The 20,914-nt window shown below is 64.6% G+C and carries 16 protein-coding genes; 5 read left to right on the top strand and 11 right to left on the bottom strand.

All coding sequences use genetic code 11. The annotated features are described in order from the left end of the window. Positions 1 to 136: 136 nt before the first annotated feature. The 4 genes from IFT44_RS18230 to yrfG form a co-directional block, all read right to left on the bottom strand. The gene (locus tag IFT44_RS18230) at positions 137 to 2,473 is read right to left on the bottom strand and encodes an FdhF/YdeP family oxidoreductase (RefSeq protein ID WP_185794734.1); all 2,337 of its coding nucleotides are present in this window, start codon (positions 2,471 to 2,473) and stop codon (positions 137 to 139) included. Next, complete coding sequence (gene fdhD, locus IFT44_RS18225) at positions 2,470 to 3,321, bottom strand: formate dehydrogenase accessory sulfurtransferase FdhD (RefSeq protein WP_122479837.1); 852 nt, start codon at positions 3,319 to 3,321, stop codon at positions 2,470 to 2,472. The genes IFT44_RS18230 and fdhD overlap by 4 nt, the downstream gene beginning before the upstream one ends. 94 nt (positions 3,322 to 3,415) lie before the next feature. Next, positions 3,416 to 4,291 (bottom strand): LysR family transcriptional regulator, encoded by an 876-nt coding sequence (locus IFT44_RS18220; RefSeq protein ID WP_122479836.1) that lies wholly within the window; start codon positions 4,289 to 4,291, stop codon positions 3,416 to 3,418. Positions 4,292 to 4,371: 80 nt separating this feature from the next. Then, complete coding sequence (gene yrfG, locus IFT44_RS18215; RefSeq protein ID WP_122479835.1) at positions 4,372 to 5,034, bottom strand: GMP/IMP nucleotidase; 663 nt, start codon at positions 5,032 to 5,034, stop codon at positions 4,372 to 4,374. A 91-nt stretch (positions 5,035 to 5,125) separates the two neighbouring features. Between yrfG and nudE the strand changes: the two genes are divergently transcribed. Both nudE and cysQ read left to right on the top strand, forming a co-directional pair. Then, entirely contained in the window at positions 5,126 to 5,692 is a 567-nt protein-coding gene (gene nudE / locus IFT44_RS18210; protein WP_122479834.1) for an ADP compounds hydrolase NudE, read from the top strand. Then, complete coding sequence (gene cysQ / locus IFT44_RS18205) at positions 5,689 to 6,528, top strand: 3'(2'),5'-bisphosphate nucleotidase CysQ (RefSeq protein WP_192176355.1); 840 nt, start codon at positions 5,689 to 5,691, stop codon at positions 6,526 to 6,528. The genes nudE and cysQ overlap by 4 nt, the downstream gene beginning before the upstream one ends. A gap of 23 nt (positions 6,529 to 6,551) precedes the next feature. Here cysQ and IFT44_RS18200 read toward each other — a convergent pair whose 3' ends face one another. From IFT44_RS18200 to rfbB, 5 genes are all read right to left on the bottom strand, one after another. Next, positions 6,552 to 7,934 carry a sigma-54-dependent transcriptional regulator gene (locus IFT44_RS18200; protein ID WP_192176354.1) on the bottom strand — a complete coding sequence of 461 codons (1,383 nt, stop codon included), beginning with the start codon at positions 7,932 to 7,934 and terminating at the stop codon, positions 6,552 to 6,554. Further along, positions 7,931 to 9,745, bottom strand: a complete 1,815-nt coding sequence (locus tag IFT44_RS18195) for a sensor histidine kinase (protein WP_192176353.1) — start codon at positions 9,743 to 9,745, stop codon at positions 7,931 to 7,933. Before IFT44_RS18195 ends, IFT44_RS18200 begins: the two co-directional genes overlap by 4 nt. A gap of 92 nt (positions 9,746 to 9,837) precedes the next feature. After that, positions 9,838 to 10,383, bottom strand: coding sequence for a dTDP-4-dehydrorhamnose 3,5-epimerase (gene rfbC, locus IFT44_RS18190; protein WP_122479830.1), 546 nt, complete (start codon positions 10,381 to 10,383; stop codon positions 9,838 to 9,840). Beyond that, the gene (rfbA, locus tag IFT44_RS18185) at positions 10,380 to 11,255 is read right to left on the bottom strand and encodes a glucose-1-phosphate thymidylyltransferase RfbA (protein ID WP_122479829.1); all 876 of its coding nucleotides are present in this window, start codon (positions 11,253 to 11,255) and stop codon (positions 10,380 to 10,382) included. Before rfbA ends, rfbC begins: the two co-directional genes overlap by 4 nt. Then, positions 11,252 to 12,334: a dTDP-glucose 4,6-dehydratase gene (gene rfbB / locus IFT44_RS18180; RefSeq protein WP_122479828.1), complete on the bottom strand. Its 1,083-nt coding sequence runs from the start codon at positions 12,332 to 12,334 to the stop codon at positions 11,252 to 11,254. Before rfbB ends, rfbA begins: the two co-directional genes overlap by 4 nt. A 267-nt stretch (positions 12,335 to 12,601) precedes the next feature. Between rfbB and IFT44_RS18175 the strand changes: the two genes are divergently transcribed. From IFT44_RS18175 to IFT44_RS18165, 3 genes are all read left to right on the top strand, one after another. Further along, positions 12,602 to 15,511, top strand: coding sequence for an aminotransferase (locus tag IFT44_RS18175; RefSeq protein ID WP_192176352.1), 2,910 nt, complete (start codon positions 12,602 to 12,604; stop codon positions 15,509 to 15,511). A gap of 88 nt (positions 15,512 to 15,599) precedes the next feature. Then, the gene (aguA, locus tag IFT44_RS18170) at positions 15,600 to 16,706 is read left to right on the top strand and encodes an agmatine deiminase (RefSeq protein WP_192103185.1); all 1,107 of its coding nucleotides are present in this window, start codon (positions 15,600 to 15,602) and stop codon (positions 16,704 to 16,706) included. 270 nt (positions 16,707 to 16,976) lie between these two features. Then, positions 16,977 to 18,266: an OprD family porin gene (locus IFT44_RS18165; RefSeq protein WP_192055013.1), complete on the top strand. Its 1,290-nt coding sequence runs from the start codon at positions 16,977 to 16,979 to the stop codon at positions 18,264 to 18,266. Positions 18,267 to 18,339: 73 nt separating this feature from the next. Here the strand turns inward: IFT44_RS18165 and IFT44_RS18160 are convergent, their stop codons facing one another. Together IFT44_RS18160 and IFT44_RS18155 are read right to left on the bottom strand one after the other, a co-directional pair. Beyond that, positions 18,340 to 19,599 (bottom strand): cation:proton antiporter, encoded by a 1,260-nt coding sequence (locus tag IFT44_RS18160; protein ID WP_122479824.1) that lies wholly within the window; start codon positions 19,597 to 19,599, stop codon positions 18,340 to 18,342. Positions 19,600 to 19,701: 102 nt separating this feature from the next. Further along, entirely contained in the window at positions 19,702 to 20,871 is a 1,170-nt protein-coding gene (locus tag IFT44_RS18155) for an MFS transporter (protein WP_192176351.1), read from the bottom strand. Positions 20,872 to 20,914: the final 43 nt, after the last annotated feature.

The raw sequence follows: 20,914 nt of genomic DNA, 5'->3' as shown, positions 1-20,914 counted from the left end.
TCTTTTTGTCGAGATCGAGACCAAGATCAAAAGCGACGCGGCTTGCGTCGCTGCTACAGGGCGTATGATCTACCTGTAGCAGCGGCGCAAGCCGCGTTGGCGGCCCACGTGGTGCGACACGGGGCTGCGCTCGACATCAGGCGATGCGGGCGCTCGGGGCGGGCTGCTCCAGGCGGATGGCAACGAACTTCGAAGTAGGCGTGCTGCTGCCTTCGCCCACGCTTTCCAGCGGCACCAGCGGATTGACCTCCGGGTAGTACGCTGCGGCCTGACCGGCCGGAATGTCGAACGCCAGCAGTGTGAAGCCCTTCACGCGCCGTTCGCGGCCGTCCTCCCAGATCGACACCAGATCGGCTTTCTGCCCTGGACGGAAGCCCAGGCGAATGATGTCGGCTTCATTGGCGAACAGCACGTCACGCTGGCCACGCACGCCGCGATAGCGGTCGTCCAGGCCGTAGATGGTGGTGTTGTACTGGTCGTGGGAGCGCATCGACTGCATGATCAGGTCCGGTATTTGGCCGGTGGCGCGTACGCGTTCGTCGATCAGGTCCAGCGGCAGGCGGTTGGGCTTGAAATTGGCCCGTCCGCTGGGGGTGTTCCAGCGGCGCGCACCGGCGCTGTTGCCCAGGTAGAAGCCGCCCGGATGCTTCAGCCGTTGGTTGAAGTCCTTGAAGCCGGGCAGGGTATCGGCGATCAGGTCACGAATGCGATCGTAATCGCCGATCAGCCAGTTCCAGTCCACCGGCTGCGTACCGAGCGTGGCGGCGGCAATGCCGGCAACGATGGCCGGCTCCGAGCGCATGTGCTTCGACAGCGGCTGCAGTTGGCCATTGGAGGCGTGCACCATGCTGAACGAATCTTCCACAGTGACCGCTTGTGGGCCCTCGCTTTGTTGATCGATGTCGGTGCGACCCAGGCAGGGCAGAATCAGTGCCTGCTTGCCGTGCATCAGGTGGCTGCGGTTGAGCTTCGTGCTGATCTGCACCGTGAGCTCGCAGTTGCGCAGCGCCTGCGCCGTGCGCGGGCTGTCCGGCGTGGCCTGGGCGAAGTTGCCGCCCAGGGCGATGAAGACCTTGGCCCTGCCTTCAGCCATCGCATGAATGGCTTCCACCACGTTATGGCCGTTGGTGCGCGGCACATTGAAGCCGAAGCGTTTTTCCAGGGCGTCGAGAAGGAACGCCGGTGGGCGCTCGTTGATGCCCATGGTGCGGTCGCCCTGCACGTTGCTGTGACCCCGCACCGGACAAAGGCCGGCACCGGGACGACCGATGTTGCCGCGCAGCAGCATCAGGTTGGAGATTTCCTGAATGGTCGGTACCGAGTGGCGATGCTGGGTGATGCCCATGGCCCAGCACATGATCACGTTCTTGCCCTTGAGGTACATGCGCGCGGCAAGTTCGATGTCCTCCAGCGGCAGGCCGGATTGCTCGACGATGTGCGCCCATGGCGTGTCATCGATCGCGGCCAGGTATTCCAGCACGGTGGCGGTGTGCTCGTTGAGGAAGTCGTGGTCGAACACCGACGGCGCATTGTTGGCCTGGGCCTCGCGTTCCCATTGCAGCAGGAACTTGGCCATGCCGCGCATCATCGCCATGTCGCCGCCCAGTGCCGGACGGAAGTAGGCGGTGTTGGTCGGACGGTCACCGTTGGTAAGCATCTCGATCGGATGCTGGGGGTGCTGGAAGCGCTCCAGGCCGCGCTCCTTGAGCGGGTTGATGCAGACCACCTGCGCGCCGCGCTGGACCGCTTCGCGCAAAGGTTCGAGCATGCGCGGATGGTTGGTGCCGGGGTTCTGCCCCCAGACGAAGATGGCATCGGCGTGCTCGAAGTCGTCGAACGTCACCGTGCCCTTGCCCACCCCGATGCTCTGCGACAATGCAACGCCGCTGGCTTCGTGGCACATGTTCGAGCAATCGGGGAAGTTGTTGGTGCCGAACGCGCGCACGAACAATTGGTACAGGTAGGCCGCTTCGTTGCTGGCCCGTCCCGAGGTGTAGAACTCGGCCTGGTCCGGGCTTTCAAGGTTGAGCAAATGCTTGGCGACCAGCGCGTACGCATCGTCCCAGGCAATCGGCACGTAGCGGTCGCTGGCAGGGTCGTAGACCATCGGCTCGGTGAGACGGCCCTGGTACTCGAGCCAGTAGTCACTCTGTTCGAGCAGGGAAGTGACGCTGTGCTTGGCGAAGAAGGCAGGGTCGACACGACGCTTGGTCGCCTCCCAGTTCACCGCCTTGGCGCCGTTTTCGCAGAACTTCACCATGCCGCTTTCCGGCGAATCGCCCCAGGCACAACCGGGGCAGTCGAAGCCGCCATTCTGGTTGGTCTTGAGCAGGGTGCGGATGTTCTTCAGCGCGTTGTCGCTGCTCAGCCAGAACTGCGTCACGCTGATCAGTGCGCCCCAGCCACCCGCTGCACCTTTGTAGGGCTTGTAGCGGGGAACAGGGGTCTTGTCGGCTTGATTGTGAATACTCACGCTTGATTCTCCAACGCAGGGCTATAGACCCGCGGCGCGCTGTGCTGCGGCAGGTGAATGAGGTTCAGGTTGTGCCGGCGTGCCCATTGCAGGGCCAGGCCGGTGGGCGACGACAGGCTGACCAGGGTCTGGATGCCGGCGCGCAGTACTTTCTGGATGAGTTCGAGGCTGCAACGGCTGGTGACGATGGCCAGGCCGCCGGTGCTGTCGATGTTCTGCCGCACCAGGGCGCCGATCACCTTGTCGAGCGCGTTGTGCCGGCCGATGTCTTCACGGCCCAGCAACAGGGTGCCTTGGGCGTCCATGAACAGCGCCGCATGCACCGCGCCGCTGCGTTGCCCCAGAGGCTGGAAGGCGCCGATGCGCTGGCGCAGGCCCTCGAGCCACTGCACCGGCGGCAAGTCGGCGCCGGCCAGCACGGCCAGTTCGGGCAGCGCCTGCTCCACGGCTTCGACGCCGCACAATCCGCAGCCACTGCTGCCGGCCAGTTGCCGGCGCTGGGTCTTGAGGTTCCAGAAGGCGCGATTGGCGATCTGTACCTCGGCGTGGCGTGCCGACCCAGTGCCGCTGAGCTTGATGTCGTAGATTTCATTGGCATCGGCCACGATGCCGCTGCCGATGCTGAAGCCGGTGACGAAGTCTTCGAGATCGGTGGGCGTGACCAGCATCACCGCCTGGCTGATGCCGTTGTAGGCGATCGCCAGCGCCACTTCTTCGGCCAGCGGCGTACTGCCGGGCTCGTCCAGGCTCAAGCTGCAATAACTGTAGGTCTGGCTGGCGATGGGGTTGGCGAGGGGTGCAACCGAGGAAGAAACGGGCACCGCGCTGGCCGGGTGCTTGGCGTTCATGGGAATGGACCGGCAGTGAATTCAGCCTTTAGCCTAGGCGCAGGACGAGCCAGCGTCTAATTGCTATTGCCGATGCGACGATAGACCGCATTGATCATGGCGCGTCATACAGCTTAAAGCAGGCTTCGGCCAGTGCCGAGCGCGGCGCGGCGCGGCGCATGATCAACCCCAGCGGCGCCAGCGTGTGGGCGTCGGCGATGGGTTGCAGGCGCAAGTGCTCGGTCAGCCCTTCCAGCCCGCCGGCCAGGGGCATGATGGCGCAGCACAGGCCGCCGTGTACGGCCTGGATCAACTGGTGAACCGCGTCGGTCTGCAGCAAGGGCTGCGGCGCCAGCCCGCGGGAGTGGAAATTGTGGTCGATGGACTGACGAAAATGCATGCCGGTGGTGAGCATGCCCAGCGGCAACTCGATGAGCGCCTCCCAACTCAGCGCCTGCTCGCCGAAATCATAGTGGCGTTGATCGAACAACAGGCCCATGCGGGTTTCTCCCAGCGCCCTCGATTCGAAGCGCTCCTGGTCCAGCCGCTCCAGAAACGATACCCCCAGGTCGATGCGGTTACTCGCCAGTTGCTCGAGGATCTGTTCGGAACTCAGCGAGCTGAGCTCGAAGCGCAGGTTGGGATGCTCACCGTGCAGGGTGTGCAGCAGTGGCACCGGGTCGAAGCTGGACAGCGGCACCACCCCCAGGCGCAAGGTGCCTACCAGATGCCCGCGACAGGCCGCGGCTTCCGCCTGCAGGCCGTCGTAGGCGGCCAGCACGGTACGCGCCCAGGCCAGCACGCGCTCGCCTGGGGCAGTGAAGCCTTCGAAGCGCTGGCCGCGCTTCACCAGGGGCAACTCGAGCTCTTCTTCAAGGTTGCGCAGGCGCATCGACAGGGTCGGCTGGGTGATGTGGCAACGCGCTGCGGCCTGGCCGAAATGACGGGTTTCATCCAACGCGATAAGGAATTTGAGTTGCTTGATGTCCATGCTCGCTCCTGGGTAGGCGATGCGCAGTATAGCGGCACGCGCTGGCGGTGGGGCGGTGGGGCGGTGGGCAGCAGGGTGGGTCACAGACCTGCGATGAGCTCGCGGTAATCACCCACCGCCTCGAATTCTTCGGTGTCCTTGGCGCCCTTGCGGCTGTCCGGCTCGCACACCGCGAGCAGATGCTTGACCCCGTAGGCCTGGGCGCTGCGCAGCACCGGCAGGGTGTCGTCGATGAACAGGCTGCGCGCCGGGTCGAAGCCGATGTCGGCCTGCAGGGCGTCCCAGAACTGCGCGTTTTCCTTGGGGTAGCCGTAGTCGTGGGAACTGATCAGCCGTTCGAAATACGGCGCCAGCTCGATGCGCTCCAGCTTCAGCGACAGCGAGTCGCGGTGGGCGTTGGTGATCATGATCACCCGCTTGCCGGCGCGCTGAATCGCTGCCAGAAACGTGTCGGCGTCGGGGCGCAGGGCGATCAGATCGGCCGTCTCCAGTTTCAGCTCGCGTACCGGGATGTTCAGTTCGCGGGTCCAGAAATCCAGGCAGTACCAGTTCAGCTTGCCGGCGTTGTCGGTGAACAGCGGTTGCAGCTCCAGCTGTGCCATGGCCAGGCTCACCCCGTGCAGTTGGGCATAGCGCTGCGGCAGATGTTCGAGCCAGAAATGGTTGTCGTAATGCAGGTCGAGCAAGGTGCCATCCATGTCCAGCAGGACGGTATCGATGGTGCTCCAGGCGAGGCGTGGCATAGCGAAGATTCTCGGGCAGTGGTGGATCAAGGGTGGCCTGCCGCAGGCCAAGCCACGGTATAGTAACCCGTTCACGTCCAGGAGCTGCCCGATGCGCCAGAAACCCGAAGTCCTTGCCCGCGAAATCGTCGCCAGTAGTCGCCTGTTCCGTGTCGAAGAAGTGCAGTTGCGCTTCTCCAATGGTGTCGAGCGTACCTACGAGCGTCTGGTGGGGCGCGGCAATGGCTATGGCGCGGTGATGATCGTGGCGATGGCCGATGCCGAGCATGCGCTGCTGGTCGAAGAGTATTGCGGGGGCACCGACGCCTATGAGCTGTCGCTGCCCAAGGGTTTGATCGAGCCGGGCGAAGACGTGCTGGCTGCAGCCGATCGTGAGCTCAAGGAAGAAGCCGGATTCGGCGCCCGGCAGCTCGAGCACCTGACCGAGCTGTCGTTGTCGCCCGGCTACATGAGCCAGAAAATCCAGGTGGTTCTGGCGCAAGGGCTGTACGAGGAGCAGCTCGAGGGCGACGAGCCGGAGCCGATGCGGGTCGAGCGGGTGAACCTGCGCGAGCTGGCCAGCCTGGCCCAGCATCCGCAGTTCTCCGAAGGCCGCGCACTGGCCGCCCTGTACCTGGCGCGCGACCTGCTGATCCAGCGTGGAGTGTTCAGCCTGTGAGCGATCTCGAACGTCTGTTGCCAGAAGTAGTGGCGCTGGCCCATCGGGCTGGAGCGGCGATCCTGCCGTTCTGGCGGGCCGATGTGCAGGTCATGGCCAAGGCCGACGAGTCGCCGGTCACCGCAGCCGACCTCGCCGCGCATCACGTCATCGTCGATGGATTGAAGGCGTTGGCACCGGATATCCCGATCCTGTCCGAAGAAGATGCGGACATCGCGCTGGACGTGCGCGAACGATGGACCCGCTGGTGGCTGGTCGATCCACTGGACGGCACCAAGGAATTCATCAACGGCAGCGAGGAATTCACCGTCAACATCGCCTTGATCGAGCAAGGTCAGGTGCTGTTCGGTGTGGTCACTGTGCCAACCACGGGCAGCGCCTACTACGGCGGGGCGGGGCTCGGCGCCTGGCACGCCGTGGGCCAGCAGCCGGCGCAACCGATCAGCGTGCGCCGCACGCCTGCGCCAGGCAGCGCGTTCAAGGTAGTTGCCAGCCGCCGCCATTCCAGCCCCGGGCAGGAGCACCTGCTCGCCGGGTTGAGTGCCGTGGTGGGCCCCCTGGATCTGGTCAGTGTCGGCAGCTCGCTGAAGTTCTGCCTGTTGGCCGAAGGCGCCGCCGATTGCTATCCGCGCCTGGCGCCGACTTCGCAATGGGACACCGCTGCCGCCCAGGGTGTGCTCGAAGGTGCTGGCGGCGAAGTGCTGCAGATCGACGGGCAGCCGTTCGTCTATCCTGCCCGCCAGTCGTTGCTCAACCCGTCGTTCCTGGCGCTGCCCAGGGAGGTGCCATGGCGTCAGTCGCTGGTGACGCTGGCGCAGGCCGGGAGCGAGCACTAGGCAGTCGCTGCAGAGCCCTGGATTCACTCGTGTTCGTCGCCCCCGCCAAAGCTCAGGCCATGCTTGCGCAGCTTGTCGTGCAAGGTCTTGCGTGGAATGCCCAGGGCCTCGGCCAGGCTGCGCACGGAGGTGTGCGAGCGGCTCATCTCGGCCGCGATCAAGGCGCGTTCGAAATGCTCGACCTGTTCGCTGAGCCCGCCGGCGACCGTCCGCGCCATGTCCACGGGGCCGGGCTCGCCGTTGTCCAGGGCCAGTTCGAGGCCCAGGGCGAAGCGCTCGGCAGCGTTCTGCAGTTCGCGCACATTGCCCGGCCAGCTGTGCCGCAACAACAATGCACGCTGGGCCGCCGACAGCTCGTTGGCCAGTACCCCGTGGCGCTCGGCGGCAGCGTCGGCGTAGTACTGGAACAACGACAGTACGTCTTCACCGCGCTCGCGCAACGGCGGAATGCGTAGCGAGGCGACATTGAGGCGGTAATACAGGTCGGCGCGGAAGCGTCCCTGGTCGGCGGCCTGACGCAGGTCTTCCTTGGTGGCGGCAATCACCCGGATGTCCAGGCGGATCTGCTGGTTGCCACCCAGGCGCTCGACCACGCGCTCCTGCAGCAGGCGCAGCAGCTTGACCTGTACGTCCAGGCTCATGCTTTCGATTTCGTCGAGAAACAAGGTGCCGCCGTTGGCGAACTCGAACTTGCCGATGCGGCGTTTCTGCGCGCCGGTGAAGGCGCCGGGTTCATGGCCGAACAGCTCGCTTTCCACCACCGATTCGGCGAGGGCACCGGCGTTGATCGCCACGAAGGGACCGCCGCGGCGGCTGGACAGGTCGTGCAGGGCGCGCGCCACCACTTCCTTGCCGGCGCCGGTTTCGCCCAGAATCAGCACGTCGGCCTTGGTTCCGGCCAGGGCGCCGATCTGTTCGCGCAAACGCGCCATCGGCGCCGACTGGCCCACCAGGCGCGTGCTCAGCTGCTGGCGATCGCTCAGGGCCATGCGCAGGCTGCGGTTGTCCAGCACCAGCCGGCGCACGGCCAGGCCGCGACGCACGCTGTCGAGCAGCGCATCGCTGGCGAATGGTTTTTCGAGGAAATCGTAGGCACCGGCGCGCATGGCCTGCACGGCCAATGGGACGTCGCCGTGCCCGGTGATCAGCAGAACCGGCAGTTCGGTGTCCCGCGCATGCAGTTGTTCGAGCAACTGCAGGCCGTCGATGCCCGGCATGCGGATGTCGCTGACCACGACACCCGGCCAGTCGCGCTCGATGCGCGCGGCCAGGCCCTGGGCGTCGGCCAGGGCCAGCACTTTCAGCCCGGCCAGGTCCAGGGTCTGGCTCAAGGCCTGGCGCAGGTGGGGATCGTCGTCGATCAGCACGACCTGGATCTTGCTGTCGATGGCGCTGTCGCTGGTCATGCCGATGGGTCCTCTGGAGCTTGCAGGCTGACCCCGGGCTCTCCGGCGCGCAAGCGCAGGATCAGCAGGGCACCGCCTTGGGGATGATTGGACAGCAGCAGTTCGCCGCCCAGCGCGCGCATCAGCGTATCGCAGATCGCCAGGCCCAGGCCAAGTCCCTGCGTGCGTGTCTTGGTGGTGAAAAAGGGTTCGCGGGCGCGGGCCATGGCCTCGCTGGTGAAGCCTGGGCCGTTGTCGCGGATGCGCAGTTCGACGCCGTCGGCCGTTTGTTCGGCGCTCAGCCACAGGCAGCGCGGGTTGGCCTTTTCGGTCAAGGCATCCAGGGCATTGGCCAGCAGGTTGCCCAGCACCTGGCGCAGTCGGGTTTCACCGGCCTGCACCCAGAGCGGCGCATCGGGCAGGTCGCGGATAAGCTCGACGGCCATGGCCCGGCGGCGCTTGGCGAGCAGGGCCAGGGCGTCGTCGAGGGCAGGCTGCAGGGCGACACTTTCCAGGGCGTGACGGTCGCGTCGGGCGAAGGCGCGCAGGTGGGCGATGATCGAGGCCATGCGCCCGGTCAGTTCGCTGATCAGCTTGAGGTTGCCTCGCGCATCCTCGATGCGCTCGTGGTCGAGCAGCACTTCGGTGTTCTCGGCGTAGCTGCGAATGGCCGCCAGGGGCTGGTTGAGCTCGTGGCTGATGCTGGCCGACATGGTGCCCAGCGCCGACAGTTTGCCCGCCTGCACCAGTTCGTCCTGGGCACGCACCAGTTCCTGCTGGGCCTGCTCGCGTTCGAGCACTTCCTGGCGCAGCTTGCTGTTGAGCCCTTCGAGCGCACTGGTGCGTTCCACCACCCGGGTTTCCAGTTCGTGCCGGGTACGCCCTTCGAACTCGATGCGCTCGAGGTAGTGGCGGCGGCGCTGCATCATCAGGCCGAGCAGCAGCATCAAGGCCAGGAGCAAGGCTCCGCCCACGGCGACGACGGTGCGCACCGGTCGATCGAGCAAGGTTTTGGGGGCGAGGATGCTGACGTTCCAGCCGGTTTCGGCGATGGTGCGCGTTTGCGTGAGCCAGGCATCGGGGTCCAGGTTCAGCGGCTGTGGATCGCGGGTGGGGTAGGGCAGGATCGAGACGATGCCCTGGCGCTCGCTGTCGCTGAGCGGGCGCGTGGCACGGAAGCGCCATTCAGGGCGCGAGGTCAGGATGACCACGCCGTTGTGGTCGGTGAGCAGCAGCTGTTCAGGCGTCTTGCCCCACAGGGTTTCGGTGTGGTCGAGGTCGACCTTCACCACCAGAACGCCAATGACCTTGTCCTGGTCATGCACGGCGGCGGCAAAGAAGTAGCCGCGCTTGGCCGAGGTCGTGCCGAGCCCGAAGAAGCGCCCCAGGCGCCCGGCCACGGCATCGCTGTAATAGGGGCGGAAGGCGAAATTGCGGCCTACGAAACTGTCGCGCTGTTCCCAGTTGGAGGCGGCCAGGGTATTGCCGTCGGCGTCCAGCAGGTACATGACTTCGGCGCCGGTCTGTTCGCGGATGTCCTTGAGCAGGTGGTTGGCGTCGAGGATCGCCTGGGCGTTGCGGGGAGCGGCCAGCAAGGCGCGCAGCGCCGGCAGGTCACCGAGGATCTGCGGCAGGGTTTCGTAGCGATGCAGGGTGCCCAGCAGGTTGGCGACGTAGAGGTCCAGCGTCTGCCGATTCTGGCTGACCAGCTCGCTTTTGTAATAGCGTTCGGCCAGATGCTCCAGTGGCCACAACAGTGGCGCCAGGCACAGGGCCAGGATTGCCAGGCTGCGCCAGCGGGGTCTGCGAGTGATGAAAGGTCTGGAGGTCATAGGACAACACGCCGGAATTGACCGGCGTATTATGCGCCACGTAAACGCCGCGAAGCACGGTCGACATGCATCGCGACGTTACCGCAGGCCGATCACGGGAACACGTCGGCCTCTTCCAGGCGCTTGCCGGCCAGGTCCTTGGCCGACAGCGACGGGGCTGCGTCCAGCTGCCAGTCGATTGCCAACTGCTCGTCATCCCAGGCAATGCTGCGCTCGGACGACGGGTCGTAGTAATCGGTGGTCTTGTAGAGGAACTCGGCGTACTCGCTCTGCACCACGAAACCGTGGGCGAAGCCCGGCGGAATCCACAACTGACGGCTGTTCTGCGCGGACAGCTCGACCGCCACCCACTTGCCGAAGTTCGGCGAGCTGCGGCGGATGTCCACTGCCACGTCGAGCACTTGCCCGGTGACCACGCGAACCAGCTTGCCCTGGGCATGCTGCACCTGATAGTGCAGCCCGCGCAGCACGCCGCGGGCGGAGCGTGAATGGTTGTCCTGGACGAACGGCAGCGTCACGCCGGTGGCCTCCTGGAAGGCCTTGGCATTGAAGCTTTCGTAGAAGAAGCCGCGCTCGTCACCGAAAACCTTCGGCTCGATGATCAACACATCGGGCAGGTCGGTAGCGATCACTTTCATCGGGTTTCTCCGGCCAGCGAGTACAGGTACTGACCATAGCCGGTCTTGCCGAAGTACTTGGCGCGTACCAGCAGCTGTTCGCGGTCGATCCAGTGGTTCTGGTAGGCGATCTCTTCCAGGCAAGCCACTTTCAGGCCCTGACGGTGTTCGATGGTCTGCACGTATTGCGAAGCATCGAGCAGGCTGTCGTGGGTACCGGTGTCGAGCCAGGCAAAGCCGCGGCCGAAGCGTTCCACGCGCAGGTCGCCGCGTTCCAGATAGGCATTGTTGACGTCGGTGATTTCCAGCTCGCCACGTGGCGAAGGCTGGACATCCTTGGCGATGCGCACCACGTCGTTGTCGTAGAAATACAGGCCGGTGACCGCATAGCTGGACTTGGGCTCGGTCGGCTTCTCTTCGATGGACAGTGCACGCCCGTCCTGGTCGAACTCGACCACGCCGAAACGCTCCGGATCCTTGACCCAGTAGCCGAACACGGTGGCGCCGGTCGGGTGCGCCGAGGCACGCTTGAGCTGGTCGCTGAAGTGCTGGCCGTGGAAGATGTTGTCGCCCAGGATCAGGCACACCGGGTCTTCGCCGATGAATTCCTCACCGATCAGGAACGCCTGGGCCAGGCCGTCCGGTGCTGGCTGTTCGGCGAACTGGATGTTGATCCCGAACTGGCTGCCGTCGCCGAGCAACTGGCGGTATTGCGGCAGGTCCTGAGGGGTGGAGATCAGCAGGATCTCGCGGATGCCGGCCAGCATCAGTACCGAGATCGGGTAGTAGATCATCGGCTTGTCGTAGATGGGCAGCAGTTGCTTGGAAACACCCAGGGTAATGGGGTGCAGGCGGGTGCCGGAGCCCCCGGCCAGAACGATACCTTTCATCATGCGATCAAATCCTTAGGTTCGGTGAAGCCCAGGCGTTCACCTTGATAACTGCCATCCTGTACGCGACGGCACCATTGAAGATTGTCCAGATACCACTGTACGGTCTTGCGCAGGCCGGTCTGGAAGGTTTCCTGCGGCACCCAGCCCAGTTCGCGCTCGATCTTGCTGGCGTCGATGGCATAGCGCACATCGTGGCCCGGGCGGTCCTTGACGAAGGTGATCAGGTCGGCATAGTGCGCCACGCCGTCCGGACGCTGTGGCGCCAGTTCGTCGAGCAGGCCGCAGATGCTGCGCACCACGTCGATGTTCTTCTGCTCGTTGTGGCCGCCGATGTTGTAGGTCTCGCCGACCACGCCTTCGGTGACGACCTTGAACAGGGCGCGGGCATGGTCTTCGACGTACAGCCAGTCACGCACTTGCATGCCATTGCCGTACACGGGCAGTGGCTTGCCGGCCAGGGCATTGAGAATCACCAGCGGAATGAGTTTTTCCGGGAAGTGATACGGGCCGTAGTTGTTCGAGCAGTTGGTGATCAGCACCGGCAGCCCGTAGGTACGCTGCCAGGCACGCACCAGGTGGTCGGAGGCTGCCTTGCTAGCCGAGTACGGCGAGCTTGGCGCGTACGGTGTGGTTTCGGTGAACAGGTCGTCCACGCCGTGCAGGTCGCCGTAGACCTCGTCGGTGGAAATATGGTGGAAGCGAAAGGCTTCGCGTTCGGCCGCCGGCAGGTGCTGCCAGTAGCCACGGGTGGCTTCGAGCAAGGCGTAGGTACCGACCACGTTGGTCTGGATGAACTCGCCCGGCCCGTCGATGGAGCGATCAACGTGGGATTCGGCCGCCAGGTGCATGATCGCGTGGGGCTGGAAGCGCGCCAGCACGGCGCTGACCGCGGCCTGGTCGGCAATGTCGGCCTGGACGAATTCGTAACGGCTGTCGCTGGCGATTTCAGCCAGTGATTCGAGGTTGCCGGCGTAGGTCAGCTTGTCGAGGTTGAGTACTTCGTGCTCGGTGTTGGCGATCAGGTGACGCACCAGTGCCGAGCCAATGAAACCGGCGCCGCCGGTGATGAGAATGCGCATGTCGAAAGCCTTCTTCCTGAGCTGACAATGATTCGTTGCAGCCTAGCTTGTGTGGATGGGCGCGGCGGTGCAAGCCCGGTTTGTCAAACGAATGTGCAACGGTGTTCCACCCCAGGCTTGTTCATGAGTGACACAGGCCTGGGGCGGCGTAGTTCAACGGCAGTCTGCCTGCGCGATCGAATCGCGAGCGGCAGGGTTGCCGGCGGTGGAAATCCTGCGCGGCGAACCGCTACAGTACTTGCAAACCAGACCATCGAGGTTTCATTCATGCCGCTCGACACGCTCGTGCATCGCGCCAGTCGTCCCAACCCCGTGGTGAGTATCGAACAGGCGCAGGCATTGTTGTTCGAGCATTATGGCCTGCAAGGTCAGCTGCACAGCCTGGGCAGCCAGCAAGACCTCAATTTTCGCGTGGAAAGCGCCCAGCATCGCTGGGTGCTGAAGTTCTGTCACGATGACGCCCCCCAGGCACTCGCGGCCCAGCATGCCGCGATGCGCCATCTGGCTGGCCACGGCCTTGCAGTACCACAGGCACTGGCTGCCCTCGACGGTCGCGACACCCTCGGCGTACACCTGGGCCAGCAGCGCCTGCAGATGCGCGTGTTGAGCTATCTGGACGGTCAGCCGTTGACACGCCTCAAGCATCTGGGGCCGGCTGCGATCGCGCGCATCGGTCAGTTGTGCGGCGAAGTAGGCCGCGCCTTGCTCGACTTTCAACACCCTGGCCTTGCGCGCACGCTGCAATGGGACCCGCGACATGCGCATAAGTTGCTTGATCATCTGTTGCCGGCGCTCGACGATCCCAGGCAGCGCGGCCGTGTGGTCGAAATGGCGTTCCAGGCGCAGCGTCGACTGGGTGCGGTCAGTGCCGATCTGCCGCTGCAGGCGGTGCATCTGGACATCACCGATGACAACAGTGTCTGGCAGCGCGATGCCGACCTGCGCTGGCAGCTCACGGGCCTGATCGACTTCGGTGATCTGGTGCACACCTGGCGGGTGGCGGACCTGGCGGCGACCTGCGCTGCGCTGCTGCATCATGGCCATGGCGATCCGTTCGCGGTGTTGCCGGCAGTGGCAGCCTATCATCGGGTCAATCCGCTCGATGCAGCGGAGTTGCGTGCGTTGTGGCCATTGGTGGTGCTGCGGGCCGCGGTGCTGGTGTCGAGCAGCGCCCGGCAGTTGAGCGTGGCACCGGACAACGACTACATCCGGGCGAATGTCGAACATGAGTGGGAAATCTTCGACATAGCTACCGCAGAACCATTCGAATTGATGGAAGCGGCAATTTTCAGCAGTGTGGGCCAGAGCATACCTGAATCAGGCGGAGATGGCATATTGCCTTTGTTTGCCCACGTGACGCATTCGACAGTTTGTCGAGTGGACTTGGGCGTACTCAGCGAGCATTTCGCGGACGGCAATTGGGAGCAAGCTAATATCGACGAACGGCTGCTGAGCGATGCCGCAGCGGGCAGCGGCTGGGCCTGTACGGGGTATGGTGAGTATCGCCTCTCGCGTACCCGCATCGATACCTGCGCGGCCTCGGCGACCTGCGCGCTGCATGTGCAGGTTCAGGCGCCGCCGGGCACCAACCTGCAGGCGCCCTGGGCTGGCACGCTGAAGCGGTTGGCAGATGCCAGCGTGGTGCTCGAAGGTCCTTCCGTGAGCCTGCACCTGTGGGGGCTCGACTGCCCAAGCCCGGCGGGGACCGTGCTGGCTGCGGGCGCACCGTTGGGCAAGGTCGACGGTTCGCTGCTGGTGCAGTTGTGCCGCAGCCCTGATGTGAGCCCGCCACTGTTCTGCACGCCGGCGCGGGCGGCGGCCTGGCAGTCCCTGTGCCCGTCGCCGGCATGGGTGCTCGGCATGGATTGCGACGCGCCGCTACCGCCCGACGCAGGTCTGCTGCTGCAGCGGCGCGACGCCAGTTTCGCTCGCTCGCAGAAGCATTATTACCAGGCGCCGCCGCAGATCGAGCGCGGCTGGCGCAACCATCTGATCGACATGCACGGCCAGTCGTACCTGGACATGCTCAACAACGTCGCGGTGCTCGGCCATGGACACCCGCGCATGGCCCAGGTGGCGGCGCGGCAATGGTCACTGCTCAATACCAACTCACGCTTTCACTATGCAGCGATCGCCGAGTTTTCCGAGCGCCTGCTGGCACTCGCGCCGCCAGGTTTCGATCGGGTGTTTCTGGTCAACAGCGGCACCGAGGCCAACGATCTGGCGATCCGCCTGGCCTGGGCAGCCAGCGGCGGGCGCGACATGCTCAGCATGCTCGAGGCCTACCATGGCTGGTCGGTGGCCACCGATGCCATTTCCACCTCCATCGCCGACAACCCGCAGGCGTTGAGCACGCGACCGGACTGGGTCCATCCGGTCATGGCGGCCAACAGCTACCGTGGCACTTTCCGTGGTCCCGACTGCACCGCAGGCTACGTCCGCAGTGTCGACGACACCTTGCATCAGCTGGATGAGCAGGGCCGCCAACTGGCCGGTTTCATCTGCGAGCCGGTGTACGGCAACGCCGGTGGCATAGCCTTGCCCGAGGGCTATCTGCAGCAGGTCTATGAGCGCGTTCGCGCGCGGGGCGGGCTGTGCATCGCCGACGAAGTGCAAGTTGGCTATGGGCGCCTGGGCGAGTATTTCTGGGGGTTCGAACAGCAAAGCGTGGTGCCGGACATCATCACCATGGCCAAGGGCATGGGCAATGGTCACCCGCTGGGCGCGGTGATTACCCGCCGCGAGGTAGCCGAGGCACTGGAAGCCGAGGGGTATTTCTTCTCATCGTCCGGTGGCAGCCCGGTCAGTTGCCGCATTGGCCTGGCGGTGCTCGATGTGATGGCCGAAGAGGGGCTGTGGGAGAACGCGAGGGTGGTCGGCGGGCATTTCAAGGCACGCTTGCAAGGGTTGCTCGACCAGCATCCGCTGGTGGGCGCCGTGCACGGGTCCGGGTTCTATCTGGGCCTGGAACTGGTGCGCGATCGCCATAGCCTGGCGCCGGCGACGCAGGAGACGGCGTTGCTGTGCGAGCGGCTGCGCGAGCTGGGCATCTTCATGCAGCCCACCGGTGACCACCTGAACATCCTCAAGATCAAGCCGCCGATGGTGACCACCCGACAGAGCGTGGATTTCTTCGTCGATTGCGTGGCGCAGGTGCTTGACGAAATCCAGGGCTGAAAGACAGGCCTGGGCGCGTTTCACGATCCGCTCGACAACCTGTAGAGTGCGCCCATACCTTTTTCATGGACCACCGGAGCCCTGACCCATGACCACGCTCGACAGTACCCCTCGCGCCGACGGTTTCCACATGCCGGCCGAATGGGCGCCCCATACCCAGACCTGGATGCTGTGGCCCGAGCGCCCGGACAACTGGCGCCTGGGCGGCAAGCCGGTGCAGGCGGCGCATGTCGCCCTGGCCAAGGCCATCGCGCGTTTCGAGCCGGTCACGGTCGGGGTGTCTGCCGGGCAGTACGACAACGCGCGCGCGCGCCTGGACGTGCCGAACATTCGCGTGGTCGAAATGAGCAGCGACGATGCCTGGATGCGTGATACCGGGCCGACCTTCGTGATCGACGAAAGCGGCCAGGTGCGCGGTGTGGACTGGGCGTTCAATGCGTGGGGCGGCTTTGAAGGTGGCCTCTATGCGCCCTGGAACCGCGACGAGCAGGTGGCAAGCAAGGTGCTGGGCATGGAGCGCTGCCAGGGTTACTACACGCAAGGTTTCGTGCTCGAAGGCGGCTCGATTCACGTGGACGGCGAAGGCACGCTGATCACCACCGAGGAATGCCTGCTCAACCGCAATCGCAACCCGCACCTGAACCGCGAGCAGATCGAGCGAATCCTGTCCGATCATCTGGCAGTGGACAAGGTCATCTGGCTGCCCGACGGCCTGTTCAACGACGAGACCGACGGACACGTCGACAACTTCTGCTGCTACGTGCGTCCCGGTGAAGTGCTGCTGGCCTGGACCGACGACGCCAGTGACCCGAACTATGCCCGTTGCCAGGCTGCCCTGCAGGTGCTGGAAAGCAGTGTCGATGCCAAGGGCCGGGCGCTGGTGGTGCACAAGATGCCGATCCCAGGGCCCCTGTATGCCACCCAGCAGGAGTGCGATGGCGTCGATCTGGTTGCCGGCAGCCAGGAGCGTCACCCGTCCGTGCGCCTGGCCGGATCCTACGTTAACTTCCTGATCGTCAACGGCGGCATCATCGCGCCCAGCTTCGACGACCCGCTCGACAGCCAGGCGCAGGCCCTGTTGCAGCAGCTGTTTCCGGAGCACGAAGTGGTGATGGTGCCGGGCCGTGAATTGCTGCTCGGTGGCGGCAACATCCATTGCCTGACCCAGCAGCAGCCGGCGCCCGTGCGCGGCTGAGGCGGGCTGACCAGCCTTTGAAGCCCGACCTGATGTCGGGCTTTTTTGTGGGCGTTATGCCGCAAAGCGACCTGCTTATAGCGATAAAGTTTCACGAAATTTTGACTTTCGCGTCCTCCCATCGCTAGGATCCGACCCCGCGCACTGGCCCGCATAGACCCTGCCCCGCCCCTCCGAATGCCTGTTGCAGAGCGTTGCGCTGGCAATGCGGACGGCGGGAAACGAGCGGGTGGCCGTGTCGCGTCCTCACTGGTGATTAGGGAAAACAAGATGTTGAACAAGAAACTGGCTGTCCTCGCGCTGGGCGTGATGGCGGCGACCCAGGCCATGGCCAGCGAACAGGCCGATAGCAAGGGCTTCGTCGAAGACAGCCACCTCGACGTACTGCTGCGCAATGCCTACATCAGTCGTGACTACAAGCATGGCGGGCAGGACAAGGCCGAGTGGGGCCAGGGTGTGATCGCCAAGTTCAATTCCGGTTTCACCCAGGGCACGGTCGGCGTCGGCGTCGATGCATTCGGCCTGTATGCGCTGCGCCTGGACGGCGGCACCGGTCGCGCCGGTGCCGGCGGCATCGACTTTTTCAAGCGTGGCGGTACTTCGGACGATCCGAGCAGTGCGCCCCACGATCTGGCCCGCGCCGGCGCAGCGGTGAAAGTGCGCATCTCCAATACCGTGATCAAGTACGGCGACCAGATGCCGGCGCTGCCGGTGCTCAATTTCGACGATTCGCGCCTGTTGCCGGAAAGCTTCACCGGCACCCTGATCACCTCCAAGGAAATCGATGGCCTGGTGCTCAACGCCGGCCGCTTCACCCAGGAAGCGCGCAAGAGCGCCGAAGCCCGCGACAGCGGTGGCCTGAAGAAAATCGACGTGTACGGCGGCAGCTATCAGTTCAGCGACAGCCTGACCGGCGCCTTGTATGCCTCGGATGTCGAAGACCGGCTGAAGAAGCAGTACGTCAACCTCAACTACGTGCTGGCCCTGCCGAGCGAACAGTCGCTGACGTTTGATTTCAACGGCTACCGCTCGCACCTGGACAAGGACTACGCCAGCACGCTGGGCACTGGCCAGGACAACAAGATCTGGAGCCTGGCCGCGACCTGGGCCTTCGGTCCGCACTCGCTGACCCTGGCACACCAGCGCAGCACGGGCGATACCGGCTACAACTACGGTTTCTATCAGAACGCCGGTGGCGTGGGCGACGGTGGCTCGACCATTTTCCTGGCCAACTCGTACTGGTCGGACTTCAACGCCGAAGACGAAGTCTCCTGGCAGTTGGGCTACGGCATCGACTTCCGCACGTTCGGCGTGCCCGGCCTGACCTACAAGGTGGCCTACGTGCGTGGCGACAACATCCGCACCCCGACGGGCGATGGCCAGGAACGCGAGATCTTCAACCAGGTCCAGTACGTGGTGCAGAACGGCCCGGCCAAGGACCTGACCCTGCGTCTGCGCGGCTCGTGGTTGCGCACCTCGGACAACGTCCGTGCTTCGGGCTATAACGACGACGGCAACGAAGTACGCGCTTTCGTCGAGTACCCGATCAACATCTTCTGATGGCGACCTGGTTGTGATGGTGTAAATGAAAAACCCCGCGAGAGCGGGGTTTTTCGTATGCGAACGATGCCGATCAATGCTCGCGCACGGCCTGCGTATCCGGCTCGCGGGTGACGGCCTTGACCAGTTTGCCGATGCTCAGGCCCTGCAGCAGGATCGAGGACAGCACGACGATGTAGGTGATGCTCAACAGCAGGTCGCGTTCCGGTCCGATCGGCAGGGCCAGGGCCAGGGCGACCGAGACGCCGCCGCGCAGGCCACCCCAGGTAAGCACGCGAATGGTGCCACGCGGGACGCTGCGAAAGCGTCGCAGCAGCAGAATCGCCGGGGCCACCGTGAGCAACCGCGAGAGCAGGATCGCCACGGCCAGCAGGGAGGCTGCGAACAGGTGCAGCCAGGAGAACGGCAGCAGCAACAGTTCCAGGCCGATCAGGGCGAACAGCAGGGCGTTGAGGATGTCGTCGAGCAACTCCCAGAAGCCGTCCATATAGCGCCGGGTCATGTCGTTCATTGCCAGGTTGCGCCCCAGGTTGCCGATGATCAGCCCGGCCACCACCATTGCGATCGGCGCCGACACATGCAGCTCGTAGGCCATGGCCGAGCCACCGATCACCAGCGCCAGGGTCAGCATGACCTCGACCTGGTACTGCTCGATGCTCTTGATCATGCGGTAGACGATGTAGCCGATCAGGCCGCCGAACAGCGCGCCCCCCACGGCTTCATGCAGGAACAGCATGGCCGTTGCGCCCGCCGTCGGTGTTTCGCCCAGTTGAGCGATACCCAGCAGCACGGTGAACACCACCACCGCCGTGCCATCGTTGAACAGCGATTCGCCGACAATGGTGGTTTTCAACGGCTTGGAGGCGTTGGCCGTGCGCAGCACGCCCAGCACCGCGATCGGATCGGTAGGTGAAATCAGGGCGCCGAACAGCAAGCAGTACAGGAAGCTGACGTGCCAGCCGAACAGGCCGAATATCCAGAAGGCCAGGGCGCCGATGACGAAGGTGGCGATCAGCACGCCGAAAGTGGCCAGCAGACCGATCGGCCAGCGGTAGTTGCGCAAGTCGGCGAGGTTCACGTGCAGGGCGCCGGCGAACAGCAGGAAGGACAGCATCCAGTTCATCAGCAGATCGCCGAAGTCGATCTGGTTCATCAATGCTTCGACGCGTTCTTCCAGGCCCGGGTAGCCGATGAAACTCAAGCCTTGCAGGATCAGCGAGAACAGCAGAGCGGTCACCATCACACCGATGGTAGGGGGCAGGCCGATGAAGCGGAAATTCACATAGGTCAGCAGTGTGGTGAGGCAGATGAATGTGGCAACTAGCTCGAGCATCCGGGCTCCTTTGGTCAAATGATGAAGATTTATCGATAGATGAGGTCTATCAAACGCTGCAGTGTTGTTGGATGTTGCCGTGCGCCCGAACGGCACACCCGTTCATCCCGCCGCGTTGAGTGCCGCCGTCGGCCTGCGCTGCCAATAGATGAACACCACGGCGAGCATCAGGGTGCCGATGCCGGTTATGGCGCCGGTCCATGGCAAATCCACCAGTGGTGCACCACTGGCGACAACCAGGCCGCCGACCCAGGCGCCGGCGGCGTTGCCCAGGTTGAAGGCGCTCTGGTTGAGGGTCGAGCCCAGGTTCGGCGCCTCGTGTGCCTGGTCGATGATCAGCAATTGAAGGATCGGGCACAGCGCGAAGGCGAACACGCCCCACGCCAGCAATGTCAGCGCGGCCGGGATCAATGAGCCGCTGGTCTGGGTGAACAGGGCCAGGATCAACACCACCGCAATGGCCATGCCCACCAGCGAGGGCAGCAGGCGCGAGTCGGCCAGACGGCCACCGAGCATGCTGCCGATGGTCAGGCCGACGCCGAACAGCAGCAGCATCACGGTGATGCCGTGGGCGCTGACGCCGGTAACGTCCTGCAGGATCGGTGCAATGTAGGTGAACACACTGAACAGGCTGCAGGAGGCCATCGCGCTCATGGCCAGGGGCAGCAACACGTTGGGCTTGCGCAGCACGCGGAACTCGCGGGCCAGGTTGCCGCGTTCCATGGGAATGGCCTTGGGCAGCCAGACGATCTGCGCCAGCAAGGCAATGATGCCGATCACCGAGACGGCCCAGAACGTGGAGCGCCAGCCGGCGAACTGGCCCAACGCCGTGCCCAGCGGTACCCCCAGCACGTTGGCCAGGGTCAGTCCGGTGAACATCAGGGCGATGGCCTGGGCGCGCTTGTTCGGCGCCACCAGGCCTGCGGCCACTACCGAGCCGATTCCGAAGAAAGCTCCATGGCACAGGGCCGTGATGATTCGGGCGCCCATCAGCGTGGCGTAATTGGGCGCCAGCGCGCACAGCACGTTGCCGAGGATGAACATCAAGGTCATGCCCAGCAAGGTAGCCTTGCGCGGCAGGTTGGCGGTGAGCACCGCCAGCACCGGCGCGCCGAAGACCACGCCCAGGGCGTAGCCGGTGATCAGCAAGCCCGCATCCGGGATGCTGACGGACAGGTCCTGCGCCACATCGGTGAGCAGGCCCATGATGACGAATTCGGTGGTGCCGATGCCGAATGCGGCGACGGCCAATGCAAACAATGCAAGTGGCATGCGGATGTTCTCGAGTAGGAGGGTGAGTTGCCCGACAAAGGCA

Source organism: Pseudomonas sp. CFBP 13710, assembly GCF_014842235.1.
Taxonomy (GTDB): domain Bacteria; phylum Pseudomonadota; class Gammaproteobacteria; order Pseudomonadales; family Pseudomonadaceae; genus Aquipseudomonas; species Aquipseudomonas baltica.
The sequence above is the reverse complement of the archived record's forward strand: the minus strand, read 5'-3'. Positions and strand labels throughout refer to the sequence as shown.